The organism is Campylobacter sp. RM12654 (genome assembly GCF_020137585.1).
Lineage (GTDB): Bacteria > Campylobacterota > Campylobacteria > Campylobacterales > Campylobacteraceae > Campylobacter_E.
In genome coordinates this window covers 100,249-121,035 of the sequence record NZ_JACGAR010000003.1, presented here as the reverse complement: position 1 = coordinate 121,035, position 20,787 = coordinate 100,249, and the positions used below count along the sequence as shown (strand labels likewise).

Sequence of the window (20,787 nt, the reverse complement as noted above, 5' to 3'; positions counted from 1 at the left end):
AATGAAAAATATTGCAATCATTGGTGCAACAGGTGCTGTAGGCGAAGAAATATTAAATGTATTAAATGAATACAATTTTCCAGTAAAAGAACTAAGATTGTTAGCTAGTAAAAATAGTGCTGGTAAAGAGATTGTATGGCGTGATGAAACTTATGTTATAGAAGAATTAGATGAGCATAGTTTTGATGAAGAAGATGTTGATATAGCATTCTTTTGTGCGGGTGGAAGTATAAGTGAAAAATATGCAAAAATTGCAGCAAATAAAGGTGCTTTGGTTATTGATAATACAAGTTATTTTAGAATGATGAATGATGTGCCTTTAATAGTGCCTGAATGTAATCCTGGTGATTTTGAAAAACATAAAGGAATAATTGCAAATCCAAATTGCTCAACCATTCAAATGGTGCAAGTATTAAAACCACTTGATGATGTATTTGATATAGAAAGAGTTGATGTTAGCACTTATCAAGCGGCAAGTGGAGCAGGGAATTTAGGTATGAGTGAGCTTATGGAAGGTCTTCAAAAAGTATTTGCTTTTGAAGAAATTAAACCATCAAAATTTACTTATCAACTAGCATTAAATCTAATTCCTCAAATTGATGTATTTACTGATAGTGGCTATACAAAAGAAGAGCTAAAAATGGTAAATGAAACTCAAAAAATTATGAATAAAAAAATGCAAATTAGTGCTACTTGCGTTAGAGTGCCAGTGCTTAGAAGTCATAGCGAAAGTATTACAATTACTTTTAAAAATAATGTAGATTTAACAAAAGTAAGAGAGATTTTAAGTAAAGCTCCAAGCGTTGTATTGATGGATAATCCAAATACAAAAGCACATAATGAAGATAGTGAAAATGAAGAATTACGCTATCCAATGCCTTTATTTACAAGCAATACAAATGAAACTTATGTTGGTAGAATTAGAGTTGATTTAAATAACCCTAAGATTTTACATTTATGGTGTGTAGCTGATCAAATTCGTGTTGGAGCAGCAACTAACGCAGTAAGAATTGCTTTATTATCTTTATAAAATTACTTAAAACTAAGAATTTAAATTCTTAGTTTTATTTTTGTTCGCTAAATTTTGATTGTTTAGCATTCATAATTCTTACATTAAAATGTATTGAATTACCTATAAAATTATCTTTAAATAATCTATCTTTTTTGTTTGAATATAGCTCGTGATAGTAGTAATCTAATCCAACGCTAGTTGAATAAGCTATCCAGTTATAAGCTATTTTTTGCCCTAATAAATCATTTATATACTCTATTTCTTCATCAATTTCGCCTATTGAATTAGCAAAATAAAACATAGACCTTTCGTTTTCTTGGCTTAGGTTTAAAAACATTGGATGATAATTAATTTGAGTGCTTAAATATTTATTCGGTCTAATACTTAAAGCTCTTATTTGTGTTGCCAAAAGAGTTGTTTTTACTAATGGTATATTAAAAAATACGCTAGAATTATTTAATTTCCAAGCATCACTTAAAGCCGAATTTACATTTAGATTTTTCTTTTCAATAGTTTTAAGAGAAATTATATTGCTTTGTTCTCTTATATTATCAGTTATTTTACTTGCTAGTAAACTATCATCTTTAAATACAGCTATTTTATTATTTGAAATATTTATTAGTTTTGCAACTTGCTCTTGATAATCTATGCTACCAAATGTAAAATTAGAATTTACATTATCAAAATCACTAGATTTTGCTAATGGATTAAATACTGCAATATTTGTAATGCTTTTGTTTAATACATTAATGCCGTTTTTTTGAAATCCTGTAATAATTAGTGAATAATCGTGTAATTGGCTTATGATAGGAGCTATATTAGCTTCACTTTCATCTCCTGTAAAATATACTTTCATATATACATTATCATTTTGTTTCATAAGATATGCAAGTGCAGGAGAAATTATATTACTAGAATAAGATTTTACAACTTTTTCTGGTATAACTAAAGCTATTTTAATTGTGTTTAATTGTTGTTTTTTAGGTAAATCAATATATTCAATTCCATTAAGAAGTTTTACATAAATGTTATTTAGTTTTTCATCATTAGAATTAAATCTTGTTATATAGCTTATGTAAAGACCTTTGTATAATAAGTCTTTTAGACATTCATCAGAGCATTTTTCTTTTTCGTAATTAACATAAAAAACCTTTGCTGGCTCAATTTTGACTAATTCTTGTTTGGCAGCAATAAGATTTGAGCATATTAACATTGTTGTTAATAATTTTTTCATAATTATTCCTTTATTTTTTTTAAGTTATTTATAAAATCATTTTCATAACTTGGATTTTTTTTAATAAAGCTAAAGCTGTAATTTAGCAAAACTTTTCTTTTTTTACCATAAAAGTCATAAAAAATAATATCTCCAATATTAAAATTTGATAATTGTAATATATTTTTTAAATTTTCTCCTAATAAAATTATAATATTTGCTTCACTTTCTAAAAGTTCATTTAAAAAATACTGATAGCACTTTAAAATATTTTCTTGTTTATATTGATTTGAGCATTTTACTATATTTGTAATATATACATTATTTAAATTAAGATTTAAATTCTTGCTTAAAATACTATTAAAATATTCAGCATCATTGTCATTAAAACCAATATCGCTTAGTATGAAAATATTTGATTTAATTACTTTATTTGTATAAAAATTATTTTTACTTTTGTATAAATTGCATAATTTGCAATTTTTTATATCTTTTATATTGTAGTTTTTATTAACGCTTAACTTATCGTTGTAAAAGGAAAATCCGAATAATTTTAAGTAATGTAAATATGTATTTTTATCCATAAAATTTATTTTATATCAAAAATACTTAAAAATAATTAAGTTATTTGTGATAGAATATGCGTTTAATTTTTTTATTTAAGGAAGAAAAATGCCAAAAAGAACTTATCAACCACACAATACACCTCGCAAGAGAACTCACGGATTTCGTGTAAGAATGAAGACTAAAAATGGTCGTAAAGTAATCAATGCAAGACGCGCAAAAGGTAGAAGAAGATTAGCAATCTAAAGGAATTTTCTAGCATAAATGATTCTAAAGATTTTGCTAGACTTTATAAAATTGGTTCAAAATGGTTTGCTAAAAACTGCGTTATTTATCACGAACCAAGCGAAGTTAAAAAAATTGCAGTAATCGCAAGTAAAAAAGTAGGATGTGCTGTTGTAAGAAATAGAACCAAAAGATTAATAAGAGCTATTTTTTTACAACTTTATCCAAATATAAGTAGCGGTTATTACATATTTGTAGCAAAAAAAGGTTTTAGTGATTTAGGTTATTTTGAATTAGAAAAGAATATTAAGTGGAGTCTTAAAAGGTTGGGGTGTTTAAAGGAATAAAATGTTTAGGTATTTAGCTGTTAAATTAGTTGAATTTTATAGATATTTTTTAAGTCCTTTAAAGCCTAAATCTTGTAGATATTATCCAACTTGCTCTCAATATGCGATTATTCAACTTCAATATAATAATTTTTTTAAAGCACTTTTTTTAACAGCTTTAAGAATTTTAAAATGTAATCAATTATTTGTAGGTGGTTTTGATTATCCTATAATTAAAATTAAACATAAACCTATTATGCTTTTTACACATCAAAATAAGATAAAAAAACTTAAAATGATTTTTGTTCCAAAAGATAAACAATTTTATTATATAGTAAAAGTAATATTCAAATAAAGGAAAAATATGTTTGATAATATGTCTCAACAAAAAAGGATTATAATTGCTGTAGTTTTATCTATGGTTTTTTTTATAGGTTATGATTTTTTAATCCCTAAACCAGTTGTTACTAATACTCAACAAATTCAAAAGCAAGAAGTTAGTAATATACAAACAAAAACTCAAAATATCGGAGATATTAAAGCAATAAAAACAAATAATATTATTGCTAGTGTTAATAATGAGCATTTTGATGTTCAAATCAATGAAAATGGAGAAATTAGTAGTTTTATTTTAAAAGATGAAAGATTTTTAAATGAAACAAATGAGGCTATTAATTTAGTTGATAAAAATACTACTTTATATCCTTTATCTATGGTTTTTTATGATAGTGAATTTAATAAAGAATTTAACAATACAACTTTTAAAGCAAATAAAAGTAGTGTAAATATTGGTGAAGAGCTAGTTTTAAGTAAAGATGTAAATGGTGTAATTGTTAATAAAATTATAACATTCAAAGAAAATGGTTTTTATCAAGTAAAAATTACTTTTAGTGATAATAAATTAAGAGATTATGTTATTACTCCAGGTGAGCGTCCTAATGTTTTAGCAGATACTTTAACGGTTCATGGTGCTATGATTTACAAAAATGATGATACTAAAGTAGATTATGAAGATGGAGATATAAAATCAAATGATGAAAGAGTTGAAACTGATTCTATAATAGCTGCATTTTCTGATAGATACTATACAAGCACATTTTATAATTTTGAAAAGCCATTTAAGGTAGTTGTTAAAAATCACAAAGATTTATCAGTTGGTTATGTTGTAGCTAGTGGTAATGATACATTTAATGCTTATATTGGTCCAAAAGAGCATAAAATTTTAGAAGCTGTTAATGAAAAACTTACAAATGTGGTTGAATATGGTTGGTTTACTTTTATTGCTAAACCAATGTTTGCATTTTTAAGTTTTATATATTCACATGTAGGCAATTGGGGTTGGTCTATTGTTATTCTTACGATAGTTGTTAGAATTTGTCTTACATATCCAACTTATAAAAGTATGGTTTCTATGCAAAAATTAAAAGTTTTAGCTCCAAAAATTAAAGAAATTCAAGAAAAATATAAAGGTAATCCACAAAAAATGCAAATGCATATGATGGAGCTTTATAAAAAACATAAGGCAAATCCATTAGGCGGATGTTTACCAATATTAATTCAAATTCCAATATTTTTTGCAATTTATAGGGTATTATTAAATGCTATTGAACTTAAGGCTGCTCCTTGGGCTTTATGGATTAATGACTTAGCAATACATGATCCTTATTATATTTTACCAATTTATATGGGTGCTACTATGTTTTTACAACAAGTTATAACTCCTATGACTATACAAGACCCTACACAAGCTAAGATTATGAAATTTTTACCTTTAGTATTTGTGATATTTTTTATAAATTTCCCAGCAGGTCTTACATTGTATTGGTGTGTAAATAATACATTTTCACTAGCTCAACAATGGTTTGTAAATAAAATTTTTGCTAATAAAGAAGGAAAAAATGCAAATAGTTGATAAAACACTAGAAGGTGCTATTGATAGAGCAATTAAGGAAACTAATTGCTCTATTAGAGAATTAGAGTATGAAATAATTCAATTGCCAAAAGCTGGTTTTTTAGGTTTTTTTAAAAAAGATGCAATAATTGAAGTAAAAGTTAAGAAAAAAATTGAAATTAATATTATTGAAGATATTGCAAAAGATTTAAAAAATTTATTTTGTAGTGAATATTTTGATGTAAGAGATGTTGTGGTAACTCCAGCTAATGAAAATAGTGTAAATGTAGAATTTATTGCAAATTCTTATGAAAGTTTAATAGGAAAAGACGCACATAAATACAAAGCACTAGATACTATTGTAAATCATCTAATAAACATTAAATACAATCTTCACGCAAGAGTTGAGATTTGTGGTGTTCTTGCTAAATTAAGAGAAAATCTTGAAAAGCATTTAAGCGAAGTAAAGACAAAAATTGATGAAGTGGGTAAGGCTCAAACAAGACCATTAGAAACAAGTTTATTAAATCTAGTATATGAAGAATTACTAAAAGAATTTTCTCATAAAAATATAGTTATAAAAGATAGTTCTTTAGGAAGATACATTGCAATTTATGGAGAATTTAAAAAACAATGAATAGCACAATAGTAGCGCTTGCTAGTGCTAGTGGAAATGGTGCTATTAGTATTATTAGATTAAGCGGGGAAAAAGCTTTAGAAATAGCATCAAAATTATTAAGTCAAAAAAACGCAGAAAAATTAAAAAATAATCCCCGCTATGCTCACTTTTTTAAACTATTTTACGAAAATGAATTTGTTGATGAAGGCATTATAATTTATTTTAAAGCCCCTTTTTCTTTTACTGGTGAAGATTGCGTAGAGTTTCAAATTCACGGCGGTTTTACAAACGCACAAAATATACTTATGATTTTAAATAAATTAGGTGCTAGATTTGCAAGAGCAGGGGAATTTAGCAAAAGAGCTTGCTTAAACAATAAAATGAGTTTAGAAAAAGCACTTTTAATAAATGAATTAATTGCTGCAAAGAGTGAAAATGCAAGAAAAATAATATCTAAGAATATAGATGGAGCTTTTAAAGAATTAATCACTAACACTCAAGATGAGTTAATTAAAACTTTAGCTTATTTAGAAACCGCAATTGATTATGCTGATGATGATTTGCCTGAAGATATTTTAGAAAATGCTAAAGCAAAACTACTTAATAACGCTAAAGAATTAGAAACAATTGCAATTAGAAGTGAGAAAAAAAGAGGCTTAATAGAAGGATTTAACCTAGCAATTATTGGAAAACCAAATGTAGGTAAAAGCTCTTTATTAAATGCTTTATTATCATTTAATAGAGCAATAGTTAGTGATATTGCAGGAACTACAAGAGATAGTATTGAAGAGTATTTAAACTATCACGGACATTTAATAAAATTAGTTGATACTGCAGGAATTAGACAAAGTGATGATTTGATAGAAGAATTAGGCATTAAAAGAAGCTATGAGGCTATTAATAAGGCTGATATAGTATTGTTTTTAATTGATTCATCAAAAGAATGCTTAGAAGATGAATTAAAACTTTTAGAATACATTAAAAATAGTGGTAAAAAATATTTTATAGTTCAAAATAAAAGCGACTTAGCACAAGTAAATACTTTAGAAGGTATTAAAATATCAGCATTAAATAATGATATAAAAGCTTTAGAATTTGAATTAAAAAATTATTTAAATTCTCAATTAGACAATGAATTGGTTTTAACAAATACAGATTTAATAAGTGCGTTTTATAGTGCTAGTGAGAATATTTATTTAGCTATAGATAATTTTAATGAGCTTGAAATTTGTGCTTATTATTTAAATGAAAGTTTAAATAAACTATCTCTTTTTGGTAAAAAAACAGGAAGCGATGAATTGTTTGATGCAATGTTTTCTGAGTTTTGCTTGGGTAAGTAAAAATTCATTAAGCTTTTTATGTAAAATTACACTACCCTAGACAACGCGGGTTTAATATATTCGGTCTAACAGATTTTTTTATGTGATTAAGTTTAAGCAACCGTGTTCTGTGATGCAAGTAATTGTGAATTGCAGCCTTTAATGCTTTTCTTCCACTATTTTTTAGGTTACAAGACCTTGAAATTTAACGCTTGTTTGGGGATTTATGTTTAGGGTTTTAAATGGATGATAAAATATTAGAAAAGCTTGAAAAAGAAGATAAACAACTAGCCGATATTGTTGCTAGGTTTATTGCTTTTGTGGCTGATTTTATAATTTGCTATATTCTTATCTTTATTTTAATGATATATTTTATAAACGATGAAGAAATAATTAAAATAAGAACCTTAATAAATAACGAAGATTATATCAATTTAAATATATTGTTATTTAGCTATGTAAAAGCATATTTTATTATTAAATTCTTTTATGTTCTTATATTTTTTTATATGTATGGTGCAACTTTTGGCAATATGATTACAAAGACAAAAATTGTAAATTGCGAACATTTTGATACTCCTAATTTTACAGAATCTTTAAATAGAGCTTTAGTGTTTGTATTTTGTGAATTTTTTATAAATGGGGTATTGTTTGTATCTATATTCTTTAATAAGACAAGAAGAAACTTTGCTGATATTGCCAGCAAATCTATGGTGATTAAAGTTGATTAAAAAAATATCTTATTTGATATTGCTTATTGGCTTACTTTATTCAAATCAAATTGAAATTCAATCAGATGAGTTTATAAAAAAAGATAATTATATAATCTCAAATAAAGATATATTGTTGTTTAAAGAAAATTATTTTGCAAGAGCAAATAGTGGTAAATATAATCAAGATACAAAAGAATTAGAATTATTTGGAGATGTATTTTTAATAAACAATAATCAAACTACTATATCAAATTATGCAAAAATTAATTTAGGTAATTCTTGTGCAAATTTTGATAATTTTTTTATAAGCGATTCTTTTATTGAAGTATGGTTAAAAAGTAAGAATAGTTCTTATATAAATGGTGATTTTATTGTAAAAAATGCAAGTGTTAGTTCTTGTGATGTTGCAAATCCTGAATGGAGTATTGATTTTAAGGAAGGTATTTATAATACTAAAACTCAAGATTTAGTATTAAAAGGTATGGTTTTAAGATTTAAAAATATACCAATTTTTTATATGCCATATTTTGCTATTAATACAGATGATAGTAGAAAAACTGGTTTTTTGGTTCCTAAATTATCAATAAAAAGCAAAGAAGCTATTCATTATGAGCAACCATTTTTTTGGGCGATTAATCATAGAATGGATTTAGAATTAAGACCACAAATTAGAACAAATAGGGGTTATGGAATTTATTCTAATTTTCGTTTTGTTGATAGCCCTTATTCTAAAGGAAATATAGGAGTTGGGTATTTTAAAGAATTTAATAGTTATTTTAATAAAGAAGAATTGAAATTTGGCGAGCATTATGGATTTAATATGCACTATGAAAGAGATAAAATCTTTAATACAAATAACAAAAATCAAGAAGGATTATATTTAGACTTTTTAAGAATTAGTGATATTGATTATTTGAATTTATCTAGTTTTTTAGATAATAATGATGAAGCCATAATAACTTCAAAATTTAATTATTTTTATACAGATAATAAAGATTATTTCGGTTTATATGCTAAATATTATCAAGACACTTCAAGTATTAATCAAGATTATACTTTACAAGAAATTCCAAATCTACATTATCATAGATTTTATGATACTTTATTTGATAATCATATTAACTATAAAGCAGATTTTTCATATAGCAATTTTTATAGAAGAGAAGGTAGCACATTAAATAGATTTCATTTTTATGTTCCAATTGAGTTTAATAAAAGCTTATTTAATGATTATATTAACTTTGTTTTAAATGAAGAATTTGAATTAGGACTTAACTTTTATAATAATTATAGTAGAAGAGATGATTATAATTTTAATTCTACTCATAGTGCTTTTATATATACTAATTTATTTAGAAAGTATGATTATATATTGCATAATATTAATTTTGGTTTTGGTGCTAGTCTTAGGACTGGTTCAAAAGAAATAGAAAATGAATTTTTCATACCAAATACTTATGATGATTTAACCTTTAATATTGAGTTATCTCAAATAATTTTTAGCGATAATGATAAAAAACTTAAGCATTCTTTAACGCTTAGGACAGAAGATTCTAAGTTTAATATTTTAAGCAATCAGTTTAAGTATTATTTTAATAATAATTTTAATATTAATAATACTACGGAGTATTCGTTTAAAAATTCTAATATTGATAGATTTTTTATAGAAGGCGTATATACAACCCAGCCATTTAAAATAAGTTCTGGATTTTATTATAATAAAATTGATGAGCTTCTTATGAAAAATAAGCCTTATGATAGATTTTTAACTAGTAAATTTCAATATGAATTTATGCCTTATAACATAATATATTCTCAAGCTTGGTTTAATTTAAATAGCAAGAAATTTGAAAACTATAGTATAGGTTTTACTCATAAAAAAAGATGTATAAATTATTCTTTAGAATTTAAAGAAAGCACAACAGCTAAACTTACTCAAATGGGTGTAAAATCTGTAAGAGATAGGGGAGTTTATTTGAAATTCAATCTTTATCCAATAGGCGGTGTAAGATATAATTTTGCTTTACGAGGTGATGATACTTATGATTTTTGACAATCCTTTACAAGCTGCTAATAAATTTAGTGAAAAATTATTGCAATATAAAGAATTAGAAGGACATATAATTATAGGAAATAGTATTAAAAATATTCCTTTTATTGAGACTATTGCAAGTGAACTTAATTTATATTATGATATGCTTTTTAACAAAGGCATATATGCCCCAAATAATGAATGTCAGATAGCAAAAATTAGTGAAACAAGAGATATAGTATGTATTCAAGAATTAATTGAAGCTTTTTCCATAACTCAAGAATATATTTTATCAATGAGTACTGTGCTTTATGATGAATCAATTATGGGTAAAATTGCAAAATATAGAAAGTCTTTACCACTTAGCAATCTTAAAGGTAAGGATATTTTATTGTTAGACCAAGGTTCAAACAGCGGTTTAACTATTAATGTATGTCATAAAAGTTTATTGGGTTTAGGCGTTAGAAGTATAAAATATGCAAGTGCTTTAGTAGCTGCTGATGCTTATAATTATTATAATGATTTATTTGATAAAGTTTATTATTTAGAAAAAATAGAACATTTTATAGATAAAGATTATTACTACAAGCAACCACTTGAAATATCAAGTGAATATGCGTGTGAGATTTTAGAAACGAGCAATTATTATTTGCCATATCAAAAGGAGATAAATGAAAAAAATAATTAAGATTAACGATAAAGAATTAGTATTTGAACTTGATTTAGTTGCCAAACAAGCAAATGCAAGTGTTTTAATGACTTGTGGTAAAACGGTTATGTTAGCAAGTGTTGCTAGAGAAGATGAGTGTGTTAGTGAAGATTTTTTACCATTAACCGTTAGTTATGTAGAAAAAACTTATGCAGCAGGTAAAATTCCAGGCGGTTTTGTGAAAAGAGAAACAAAACCAAGTGATTATGAGACTTTAACTTCAAGAATAATTGATAGAACATTACGCCCATTATTTCCTAAGGGTTATTTACACCCAACTCATATTGTAGTTATGCTTCTTTCGGTTGAAGAAAATGTTGATATTCAGCCACTTGCACTTTATGCAGCAAGTGCGGCTTTATTTTTAAGTGATATTGAAATTGTATATCCAGCAGTTGGGGTTAGGGTTGCTAAGGATGAAAATGGTTTTGTTCTAAATCCTGATTTAAATTCTTTAGAACTTTCAAGTCTTGATTTGTTTGTAAGTGGCCTTAAAGATGAATTATTAATGATAGAAATGAAAGCAAATGAGACTAATAATTCAATGAATGAGATGAGTGAGAGTGAGTTATTACAAGCTTTAGAATTTGCAAAAGGTAGTATTTTAAATATAAGTAATGATTTTTATAATACTTTTAAAGAATATAAAAAATCTTATGAGTTTAACTATAAAGCTGATAGCGAAAATCTAGCAGTATATGAATATTTAGAAAAAAACTATTTAGAAGATATAAAATTTGCAATTAATAAAATGGCTAAAAGCGAAAGGGCAAGTGAGCTTAAAGCTATTGCAAAAAAAGTTGTTTTAGATGAAGAATTTATAAATAATAATTGGAGTGAAGCTGAACTTGATTATGAATTAAATCGTATTAAAAAACATATAGTAAGAAAGCAAATCTTAAAAGAAAAAACAAGAGCTGATGGGAGAGCTTTAGATGAGGTTCGTCCTATTAGTATATTGACTAATATTTTACCAAATGCGCACGGCTCTTGTTTATTTACAAGGGGTCAAACTCAAGCATTAGTGGTTTGTACTTTAGGTAGCGACAATGACGCTCAAGCAATTGAATTATTAAATAATAAATCAACTACCTATGAAAGATTTATGTTTAATTATAATTTTCCTGGTTTTTGTGTAGGCGAAGCAAGTCCTTTAAAAGCACCTTCAAGAAGAGAATTAGGACACGGAAATCTAGCAAAAAGAGCTTTAAGTTCTTCAGTTAGTAAAGATTATGCTCACACTATTAGAATAGTTTCAGAAATATTAGAAAGCAATGGAAGTAGCTCAATGGCTAGTGTTTGTGGTGGCTCATTAGCTCTTCGTGCTGCAGCAGTTCCTAGTAAAAAACTAGTAGCTGGAGTTGCTATGGGGCTTATAATTGAAGATAATGAATATGCTGTATTAACTGATATTATGGGCTTAGAAGATCACGATGGGGATATGGATTTTAAAGTAGCAGGTAGTGTTGATGGAATAACTGCTATGCAAATGGATATAAAATTAGGTGGGGTTAGCACTGAAATATTAACCCAAGCTTTAGAAGCTGCTAGAAAAGGAAGAATTCATATTCTTAATTTAATGGAAGAAGCAAATTCTAAGATTGTTATTAATGAAGAAATTTTACCTAAATTAGAAATATTTAGCGTAAGTGCTAATGATATTCCAGAAATTATTGGTCAAGGTGGTAAAACTATTAAAGAAATCATAGATAAATTTGGCGTTAGCATAGATTTAGATAGAGATAAAAATGAAGTAAAAATTAGTGGAAAATTAGTAAAAGAAGCTAAAGAATATATATTAAATGAAGTGTTAAAACCAAAATCTAAAGGCAAAAAACAAGCTCCTAAAGTAGAATTTGAAATAGGAACTAGATTTAGTGGTGTTGTTAAAAAAGTAGCTAATTTTGGAGTATTTGTAACCTTGCAAGACGGCATTGATGGATTATTACATTCTAATAAAATTAAGGGTAAAAGCTTTAATGAGGGCGAAACGCTAGAAGTAATAGTTAGTGAAATTAAAGATGGAAAAGTAGGACTTAGTTTAGCAGATGAATGATTTATTTGATGGGATATTATTAGGACTTGGAGTTTGCGTTCCTTTTGGTCCTGTTAATATTCTAATTTTAAGTTATGCACTAAAATCTTTTAAGAATGCTTTTTCTTTAGGTTTTGGTGCTTTTGTTGCTGATTTACTTTATTTATCATTATTAAGCTTTAGCGTTTTAGAATTTATTAAAAATGATTTATTTTTAAATATTTTAAGTATTTTTGGCTTTATATTTTTAAGTTATTTAGCATTTTTAATGCTAAAGCCAGTAAAAGATATAAATCTTCATAAGAATTTAGAAAATACAAATATATTTAGTAATTTTATTAAAGGATTTTTACTAAATCTAGCAAATCCTTATGTAATCACATTTTGGCTTAGCGTTGCAACTATGCTAAGCACTAAACAAAATCCTATATATTTATTTTTAGGACTTAGCGTTAGCATACTTATTTGGATATTTTCGCTTTCGTTTTTTGTATATAAATATACAAATTTATTTAGTATAAAAGTGCTAAAGATTATTAATATAATTTCTGCTTTTATTTTAGAATATTTTGCGATTATGCTTGTTTTAAGGAGATTTTATGACTTTTAAGGAATGTTTGGATAATAGATTTTCTTGTAGAGATTTTATTGACTATGAATTAAGTAAAGATGAATTAATTAATATAGTAGAACTTGCAAAATTAAGCCCTAGTGCAACAAATATGCAACCAGCAAAACTAAGCTTTTTTAGTGGTAAAAGCCTTGCTAAATTAAGCGATGATTTATTAAATGCTGTAAAAAATAATTTAAAAAGCCAAGATATAAAATTATATCCTGATATTTGGTTTGAACCTTATAAGAGCAGAAGATTTCAGACAGGAATTAAGCTTTATGAAGCACTTAATATAAAGCGAGATGAGAAAGAAAAAAGGTTAGAGCAATGGCATAAGAATTTTAAATTCTTTAATGCTAAAAATCTAGCAATTTTACATATTGATAATGGTTTAAACGAAGGCTCTTTGTTAGATTGTGGTATTTTTCTAGCTAATTTTTTGAATGCGGCTACATATTTAGGATTTAGCACTTGTGTTTTAGGTAGTATTGCTGAATATTGCGATACTATTAGAGAAAATGGGGTTGAAGGCAAAATTATATGTGGCATTGCAATAGGTAAAAAAAGTAGCGATAATGTAAATGATTTTAAAACTACTAGAGCAAGTAACGAAGAAATAATTAAATTTATTTAAAGGAGAAAAAATGAGTGTTACAATGGATTTTTGTATTTTTTCTATGAGCGATGATAGTAAAAGTGAAGAAATAGCACCAATTATTGAGTATTTAAGAAAGAAAAATATAAAACACAAATTAGGTGCAATGGGAACTAGCGTAGAAACTGATGATTTAAAAAGTGCTTTAAAAATTTTAAATAAAGCAAATAAATTAATTAATAAAGATAGAGTTTATTTAGTAGCCAAATTTGACATTCACAAAAGTAGAAATGATAATCTAAAATATAAGGTAAAATCGGTTAAAAAGCGTCTAAAAGATAAAGAATAAAATCTTTATGCTATGTTATAATTGCTCTAAGCCTACATTTAAGATTTTTTGTAAAACTTGTGAAAAAGAATTTAAATTACTTGAATGTAAAAGAAGAATTTTAGATGATGGTTTAGAAGTAATTAGCTTTTATAAATATTCTAAAATTAAAAAATTATTAAATCACAAGCATTTTATTAGTGGATATTTTATATTAAATAAACTCGCATCTTATTCTTATAAAAGATTTCATTTTGATAATGAATTAGCTTATGCTATAGGCTTAGATGATGATTGCTCTAGCGGGTATTCTCATACAGCAATACTTATTAAAAATATGAAATCAAAAAATATTATTCCATTATATAACGCAATTAAAGCAAAAAATAAGATTATTTATAAAGGTAAAAGTCTTTCGTTTAGAAAGAAAAATAAAAGAAAATATGAATTGCAAAAGACCTTGGATTTACCTGTAATTTTAGTAGATGATATTATCACTTCAGGCGAGTCTTTAAAACAAGCGAATTCAGTGCTTAAAAAAGCTAAAATTAAGGTTCTTTTTGCAGTCGTATTAGCCGATGCGAAAGTTTAGTTTGCTAGTATAAAAAAATCTTTACTTAAAGGAAAACAATGAATTTATTTGATAATAGTGAAATTACTATTGTAGATATTGAAGATAGTATAAAAACAAGCTATCTTGATTATTCTATGTCAGTAATTATAGGCCGTGCCTTACCTGATGCAAGAGATGGATTAAAGCCGGTTCATAGAAGAATTCTTTATGCAATGAATGATTTAGGAGTAGGTTCAAAAAGTGCTTATAAAAAATCAGCTCGTATAGTGGGTGATGTAATCGGTAAATACCATCCGCACGGAGATACTGCTGTTTATGATGCTTTAGTAAGAATGGCACAAAGCTTTTCAATGAGATACCCAAGTATTGATGGTCAAGGAAACTTTGGTTCAGTTGATGGAGATGGTGCTGCAGCTATGCGTTATACTGAAGCTAGAATGACAATTTTGGCTGAAGAATTGTTAAAAGATTTAGATAAAGACACCGTTGATTTTGTTCCAAACTATGATGATAGTATGAGTGAGCCTGATGTTTTACCTTCAAGAGTGCCTAATTTATTATTAAACGGCTCAAGTGGTATTGCTGTTGGTATGGCAACTAATATTCCGCCACATAGTTTAGATGAATTAGTAGATGGACTTTTATATTTACTTGAGAATAAAAACGCTAGTTTAGAAGAAATAATGCAGTTTATAAAAGGTCCTGATTTTCCAACTGGTGGGATAATTTTTGGTAAAAAAGGCATTATAGAAGCTTATAAAACAGGTCGTGGTAGAATTAAAGTAAGAGCAAAAACTCATATAGAACAAAAAGGAAATAAAGAGCTAATAGTAATTGATGAGTTACCTTATCAAGTAAATAAAGCAAGACTTCACGAGCAAATTGCAGAGCTTGTAAAAGAAAAGCAAATAGAAGGTATAAGCGAGACAAGAGATGAGAGTGATAGAGATGGAATTCGCCTTGTAATTGAGCTTAAGCGTGATGCTATGAGTGAAATTGTGCTAAATAATTTATTTAAAAGCACCACAATGGAGACAACATTTGGTGTGATAATGTTAGCAATTCACAATAAAGAACCTAAGGTATTTTCTTTAATTGAGCTATTAGATTTATTCTTAAATCATAGAAAAACCGTAATTATTAGAAGAACTATTTTTGAACTTGAAAAAGCAAAAGCAAGAGCACATATCTTAGAAGGTCTTAAAATTGCACTAGATAATATAGATGAAGTAATTGCATTAATTAAATCAAGTGCAGATACTGCAAGTGCAAGAGATGCTTTAGTAGAAAAATTTAGCTTAACTGAATTACAAGCTAATGCTATTTTAGAAATGAGACTTAGCCGTCTTACAGGACTTGAAAGAGATAAATTAGAAGATGAGTTAAGAGAGCTTTTAGCAAAAATTGAAGAATTAAATGCAATCTTAAAAAGCGAAGAAAAAATAGAAGAAATAATTCACGATGAATTATTAGAAATTAAAAATAAATTTAAAGTTCCAAGAATTACTGAAATAGTAGATGATTATGATGAAATTGATGTAGAAGATTTAATACCAAATGAGCCAATGGTAATTACAATTACTCATCGTGGGTATATCAAAAGAGTTCCTACAAAATCATATGAAAAACAAAAGCGTGGTGGTAAAGGTAAAGTTGCAGTTACTACTTATGATGATGATTTTATAGAGAGTTTCTTTACTGCAAATTCTCACGATACGCTAATGTTTGTTACTAATAAAGGACAACTATATTGGTTGAAAGTTTATAAAATTCCTGAAGGTAGCAGAACTGCTAAAGGAAAAGCTGTTGTAAATCTAATCAATCTTTTACCAGATGAAAAAATTATGGCAATAATTCCAACAACTGATTTTGCTAAGACAAAATCACTTGCATTCTTTACTAAAAATGGTCTTATTAAACGCACGAATTTAAGTGAATATAGTAATATCCGTTCAGTTGGTGTAAGAGCTATTAATCTTGATGAAAACGATGAATTAGTAAGTGTTTTAATAGCACAAAATGATGATAGTGAAAATATTGATTTGGTTGATGAAAATAGTGAAAATATTGAAGATGATAATATTCAAATTGTTGAAGAAGAAAATTCTTTAGATGAAAACCAAGAAGAGCAAATTAGTGGAACTATGATTTTTGTAGCTACTAAAAAGGGTATGTGTATTAAATTCCCACTTACAAAAGTTCGTCAAATTGGTCGTGTAGCTCGTGGAGTAACTGCTATTCGCTTTAAAGAAGAGCAAGATTATGTAATAGGTGCAGTGGTTATTGAAAGTAATGAGCAAGAAATTTTAAGTGTTAGCCAAAAAGGTATCGCAAAAAGAACTGATGCAGGAGAATATCGCTTACAAAGTCGCGGTGGTAAGGGCGTAATTTGTATGAAACTTACTCAAAAGACAAAAGATTTAGTAGGCATTGTAATTGTTGATGATACTATGGATTTAATGGCGCTTACAAGTAGTGGCAAGATGATTAGAACTGATATGCAAAGCATTAGAAAAGCTGGTAGAAATACAAGTGGAGTAATTGTTGTAAATGTTGGTAGCGATGAGGTTGTAAGCATTGCAAAATGCCCTAAGGAAGAAGACGAAGAAGAAAATTTAGAAGAAGAGAATGGCTTATTTGATGATAATTGATATTGTTATTTTAGCTTTCTCTTTAGCAATTGACGCATTTTTTGTAGCATTAAGTATTTGCTTAGTGCTACAAAAACAATCTTTAAAAAAATTATTAGTTTTTAGTATATTATCTGCTTGTTTTCAGGTTTTAATGCCTATTTTAGGATATTATGTAACTTATTTACTAAATGTAAGATATATGAAGTTAATTCAAGCAATTGATCACTATTTGATTTTTGTAGTTTTTGCATTTTTAGCTTATAAATTATTTAAAGAATTTTTAGATAATGAAAATGAGAATATTGATATTAGTTATGGATCGTTGTTTTTGCTTAGTATAGTAACTAGTATTGATGCTTTAGGTGCAGGACTTATGATATTTTCTTTGGAATATAATTTATTTATTTCTTCTGTATTAATAGCTTTAGTTACATTTTTTATGTGTTTTTCTAGTTTGTTTATAAGCAAAATGAAAGTTAATAAAAAAATTTTACAACCAATAGGAAGCTTGCTACTTTTATTTTTGGCGTTTAAAATTGTAATAGTTCATATGTTAGAAAACATATAACTTGTAAATTCGTAACACTTTTTATAATTTTTTCAAAAAAATCTTTTGAAGTTTTTATTTTTTTTATATCATACTCCTTTATCACAAAAGGAGTATAAATGATTATAGGTTGTTTAAAAGAAATTAAAGACCAAGAATATAGAGTTGGCTTAACGCCTTTAGATGTTATTGAATATATAAATCATGGACATGAAGTTTTAGTAGAAAGTAAAGCCGGTGCTGGTATTGATATAAGTGATGAAGAATATATAAAAGCCGGAGCAAAGATTTTAACTAAAGAAGAAATTTTTGAAAAAGCTGGAATGATTATTAAAGTAAAAGAACCAATTGAAAGTGAGTATAAGTATTTTAAAAAAGGACAGATTTTATATACATATTTACATTTAGCAGCAGATGAAAAACTTACAAAAATGTTAATAGATAAAGAAATATCAGCATTTGCTTATGAGACGATTCAAGAAGGTAAAAATCTTCCTTGCTTAGCTCCTATGAGTGCTATTGCTGGTCGTTTAGCGGTAATTCAAGGTTGTAAGTATTTGGAAAAAACTTATGGTGGTAATGGAATGCTGCTTAGTGGTCTAACTGGTGTTAAAAAAGGAAAAGTTGTAATTTTAGGTAGTGGTATGGTAGGGCTTAATGCTGCTCAACTTGCTTTTGGTATGGGAGCTGAAGTTGTGATTTTAGGTCGTGATGCTAATAGACTAGATTATATTGACCATGTATTTAATGGTAAGATTACTACTTTATATAGTAATATTTCAAATATATTAGATAGTATAAAAGATGCTGATGTAGTAATTGGAGCTGCGTTAGTTCCAGGAGCAAAAACTCCTAAATTATTATCTAGAAAACATTTAAAGCATATGAAAAAAGGTGCTGTTATAGTTGATGTTGCGATTGATCAAGGCGGTTGTTTTGAGACAAGCCGTGCAACAACTCATACAAACCCTATTTATGAAGTTGATGGGATAATTCATTATGCAGTTGGTAATATGCCAGGAGCAGTTGCAAAAACAGCTACTTTAGCATTATTAAACGCTACAACTCCTTATGGAATTAAAATAGCAAACCTTGGAGTAATTGGTGCTATAACTTGTTTTGAAAGTTTAAGATATGGTTTAAATACACATAAAGGACACTGCACTCACGAAGGTGTGGCAAATGCCTTTAATCTTGAGTATTTTAATCCTAAGAATTTCATTGCTATGTAATATGATTAGGCATTTATATTTTTTATAAATGCCTATAGGTTTTTATGGGTTATTTTGTAATATTCAATAAAAGCCTATAAAAAAGATAAAAATTTTATTATTTAAGTATTTTTTAAGTTTTTAAATATATAATAACAGCTTTTAATCACGGAGGATTTATAGCTCAGTTGGTTAGAGCAACCGGCTCATAACCGGTTGGTCCCAGGTTCGAGTCCTGGTAAATCCACCACCTCCTTTAAATTTAATAGAATTAAATCTTTCTTAGGCTTCAAGATTTTCTTTAGGAGAAAACGATGTCAAAAAATAAGTTAAAACCACTATTACCAATATGTTACATAGAAGCCCTAGAAAGATTTGCCTTTTTAGGCTTTTTAGGTATTTTTGTATTTTATTTAATGGATACATTTTCTTTTTCTAAAGGTGAAGCTAGTGCAATAAGTGCAAGTTTGGGTGCTGCTATTTATGCTTTTGGTATATTTGGAGCATATTTAAGTGATTTTTGCTTAGGTGCAAAAAGATGTGTAATTTTAGGAATTATTTTTCTTACTTTAGGGTATTTGTGTTTAACTTTTGATTTATTAACAATATCTCTTTTTTGCATTATTTTTGGTAGCGTATTAATCAAGTCAAATATTACAAGTTTGTTATCTAAAAGTTATCCTAATGATAGCGAGTATGTATTTAGTATGTTTTATATTTTTGTAAATATAGGATGTTTTTTGGGGCAAATTAGTGCTGGTCTTTTAATACTACATTCTTATAATTTAGCATTTTTCATATCATTTTTTAGTGTATTTTGTGCTATTTTAGTATTTTTTTATAATTCAAAATATATATCTAGCGAACCTATAAAATATGATTTTTTTAAAAATAATATAACTATGCTTATTTTGATATTTTTATTTATTGCATTCTTAGCTACTCAAGAACTTTTGATTGTTAGTAAAATTATAAGTATTTTTTCAATTTTAATTTTAATAATTTTTTATATTTTTATTTATAGAAAAATACCAACAAAAAATAATTTTAAAAAATTAGCTTTTTATTTAATAGCTGCTGTGTTTTTTTATATGTTGATTTTTCAAAGCTTTAATACTTTAAATATTTTAATTAAAAGTAAGGTTTCTTTTAGTATTTTAAATTATCAAATTCCAGCTAGTTGGTATTTAGCTTTTATGTTTTTAGTCAGTATTTTTACAAGTATGCTTTTAAGTTTTATAAGTAAAAAAAGCTCAATTAATGAAGCATTAATTATACCAGCTGCTATGATTATTGCTGCTAGTTCATTTATTGTTTTAGGAATGCTTAGCAAAGATGATTTTATTAATCCAATATATATATTAATTACTTATTTTATGTTGGGTATTTCTCAAACAAGTATAGGGGTTTTAGGACTTAGCATAGTATCAAAATTAACTCCAAGTGGATTTAATTCAAGCACTATGGGAATTTGGTTTTTATGTTCTGGTGCTGCACAAGGAATTGAAGGAATTATTGCAAAATATATTGATAATATTAGTTATGAATTGTATTTTAGTATGCAAGGATTTTTTGTATTATTTTTAGCATTACTAATGTTATTTGCATATAAATACTTAAAAGTATAA

General features: G+C 26.7%; 21 protein-coding genes and 1 tRNA gene. 20 read left to right on the top strand and 2 right to left on the bottom strand.

Annotated features, from left to right (window positions below):
• The first annotated feature begins 1 nt into the window (after position 1).
• On the top strand, positions 2-1,030 hold the full coding sequence (locus tag AVBRAN12654_RS01965) for an aspartate-semialdehyde dehydrogenase (RefSeq protein ID WP_214116494.1): 1,029 nt from the start codon (positions 2-4) through the stop codon (positions 1,028-1,030).
• A 34-nt stretch (positions 1,031-1,064) separates the two neighbouring features.
• Here AVBRAN12654_RS01965 and AVBRAN12654_RS01960 read toward each other — a convergent pair whose 3' ends face one another.
• The gene (locus AVBRAN12654_RS01960; protein ID WP_214116496.1) at positions 1,065-2,246 is read right to left on the bottom strand and encodes a hypothetical protein; all 1,182 of its coding nucleotides are present in this window, start codon (positions 2,244-2,246) and stop codon (positions 1,065-1,067) included.
• Between the two features lie 2 nt (positions 2,247-2,248).
• Complete coding sequence (locus AVBRAN12654_RS01955) at positions 2,249-2,809, bottom strand: uracil-DNA glycosylase family protein (protein ID WP_214116498.1); 561 nt, start codon at positions 2,807-2,809, stop codon at positions 2,249-2,251.
• A gap of 88 nt (positions 2,810-2,897) precedes the next feature.
• On the opposite strand from AVBRAN12654_RS01955, the gene rpmH reads away from it, so the two are divergent.
• The 19 genes from rpmH (at position 2,898) to AVBRAN12654_RS01860 (ending at position 20,787) form a co-directional block, all read left to right on the top strand.
• Positions 2,898-3,035, top strand: a complete 138-nt coding sequence (gene rpmH, locus AVBRAN12654_RS01950) for a 50S ribosomal protein L34 (protein WP_214116499.1) — start codon at positions 2,898-2,900, stop codon at positions 3,033-3,035.
• Positions 3,023-3,361, top strand: a complete 339-nt coding sequence (gene rnpA / locus AVBRAN12654_RS01945; RefSeq protein WP_275592001.1) for a ribonuclease P protein component — start codon at positions 3,023-3,025, stop codon at positions 3,359-3,361. Before rpmH ends, rnpA begins: the two co-directional genes overlap by 13 nt.
• A gap of 1 nt (position 3,362) precedes the next feature.
• A complete protein-coding gene (gene yidD / locus AVBRAN12654_RS01940) occupies positions 3,363-3,695 on the top strand; it encodes a membrane protein insertion efficiency factor YidD (RefSeq protein WP_214116501.1) in 333 nt (110 codons plus the stop codon).
• Positions 3,696-3,704: 9 nt separating this feature from the next.
• A complete protein-coding gene (gene yidC / locus AVBRAN12654_RS01935; protein WP_214120382.1) occupies positions 3,705-5,252 on the top strand; it encodes a membrane protein insertase YidC in 1,548 nt (515 codons plus the stop codon).
• Positions 5,239-5,868: a Jag N-terminal domain-containing protein gene (locus tag AVBRAN12654_RS01930; RefSeq protein ID WP_214116505.1), complete on the top strand. Its 630-nt coding sequence runs from the start codon at positions 5,239-5,241 to the stop codon at positions 5,866-5,868. The genes yidC and AVBRAN12654_RS01930 overlap by 14 nt, the downstream gene beginning before the upstream one ends.
• Positions 5,865-7,190: a tRNA uridine-5-carboxymethylaminomethyl(34) synthesis GTPase MnmE gene (mnmE, locus tag AVBRAN12654_RS01925; RefSeq protein ID WP_214120381.1), complete on the top strand. Its 1,326-nt coding sequence runs from the start codon at positions 5,865-5,867 to the stop codon at positions 7,188-7,190. The genes AVBRAN12654_RS01930 and mnmE overlap by 4 nt, the downstream gene beginning before the upstream one ends.
• Positions 7,191-7,411: 221 nt before the next feature.
• Positions 7,412-7,900 carry an RDD family protein gene (locus AVBRAN12654_RS01920; protein ID WP_336613829.1) on the top strand — a complete coding sequence of 163 codons (489 nt, stop codon included), beginning with the start codon at positions 7,412-7,414 and terminating at the stop codon, positions 7,898-7,900.
• A complete protein-coding gene (locus AVBRAN12654_RS01915; RefSeq protein WP_336612243.1) occupies positions 7,893-9,935 on the top strand; it encodes an LPS-assembly protein LptD in 2,043 nt (680 codons plus the stop codon). The genes AVBRAN12654_RS01920 and AVBRAN12654_RS01915 overlap by 8 nt, the downstream gene beginning before the upstream one ends.
• Positions 9,925-10,602 carry a sodium:proton antiporter gene (locus tag AVBRAN12654_RS01910; RefSeq protein WP_214116520.1) on the top strand — a complete coding sequence of 226 codons (678 nt, stop codon included), beginning with the start codon at positions 9,925-9,927 and terminating at the stop codon, positions 10,600-10,602. The genes AVBRAN12654_RS01915 and AVBRAN12654_RS01910 overlap by 11 nt, the downstream gene beginning before the upstream one ends.
• Entirely contained in the window at positions 10,586-12,679 is a 2,094-nt protein-coding gene (locus tag AVBRAN12654_RS01905) for a polyribonucleotide nucleotidyltransferase (RefSeq protein ID WP_336612244.1), read from the top strand. The genes AVBRAN12654_RS01910 and AVBRAN12654_RS01905 overlap by 17 nt, the downstream gene beginning before the upstream one ends.
• Complete coding sequence (locus AVBRAN12654_RS01900) at positions 12,672-13,268, top strand: LysE family transporter (protein ID WP_336608497.1); 597 nt, start codon at positions 12,672-12,674, stop codon at positions 13,266-13,268. The genes AVBRAN12654_RS01905 and AVBRAN12654_RS01900 overlap by 8 nt, the downstream gene beginning before the upstream one ends.
• Positions 13,258-13,905 (top strand): nitroreductase family protein, encoded by a 648-nt coding sequence (locus tag AVBRAN12654_RS01895; RefSeq protein ID WP_336613828.1) that lies wholly within the window; start codon positions 13,258-13,260, stop codon positions 13,903-13,905. The genes AVBRAN12654_RS01900 and AVBRAN12654_RS01895 overlap by 11 nt, the downstream gene beginning before the upstream one ends.
• Positions 13,906-13,915: 10 nt before the next feature.
• Positions 13,916-14,215, top strand: a complete 300-nt coding sequence (locus AVBRAN12654_RS01890) for a thiamine-binding protein (RefSeq protein WP_214116528.1) — start codon at positions 13,916-13,918, stop codon at positions 14,213-14,215.
• 7 nt (positions 14,216-14,222) lie between these two features.
• Positions 14,223-14,786: a ComF family protein gene (locus AVBRAN12654_RS01885; protein WP_214150330.1), complete on the top strand. Its 564-nt coding sequence runs from the start codon at positions 14,223-14,225 to the stop codon at positions 14,784-14,786.
• 38 nt (positions 14,787-14,824) lie between these two features.
• The gene (gyrA, locus tag AVBRAN12654_RS01880; protein ID WP_336613827.1) at positions 14,825-17,419 is read left to right on the top strand and encodes a DNA gyrase subunit A; all 2,595 of its coding nucleotides are present in this window, start codon (positions 14,825-14,827) and stop codon (positions 17,417-17,419) included.
• The gene (locus AVBRAN12654_RS01875; protein WP_336613826.1) at positions 17,397-17,969 is read left to right on the top strand and encodes a manganese efflux pump MntP; all 573 of its coding nucleotides are present in this window, start codon (positions 17,397-17,399) and stop codon (positions 17,967-17,969) included. The genes gyrA and AVBRAN12654_RS01875 overlap by 23 nt, the downstream gene beginning before the upstream one ends.
• 98 nt (positions 17,970-18,067) lie before the next feature.
• Positions 18,068-19,180 carry an alanine dehydrogenase gene (ald, locus tag AVBRAN12654_RS01870; protein ID WP_214116534.1) on the top strand — a complete coding sequence of 371 codons (1,113 nt, stop codon included), beginning with the start codon at positions 18,068-18,070 and terminating at the stop codon, positions 19,178-19,180.
• A gap of 152 nt (positions 19,181-19,332) precedes the next feature.
• Positions 19,333-19,409, top strand: a tRNA-Ile gene (locus AVBRAN12654_RS01865).
• A 64-nt stretch (positions 19,410-19,473) separates the two neighbouring features.
• The gene (locus AVBRAN12654_RS01860; protein ID WP_336613825.1) at positions 19,474-20,787 is read left to right on the top strand and encodes an oligopeptide:H+ symporter; all 1,314 of its coding nucleotides are present in this window, start codon (positions 19,474-19,476) and stop codon (positions 20,785-20,787) included.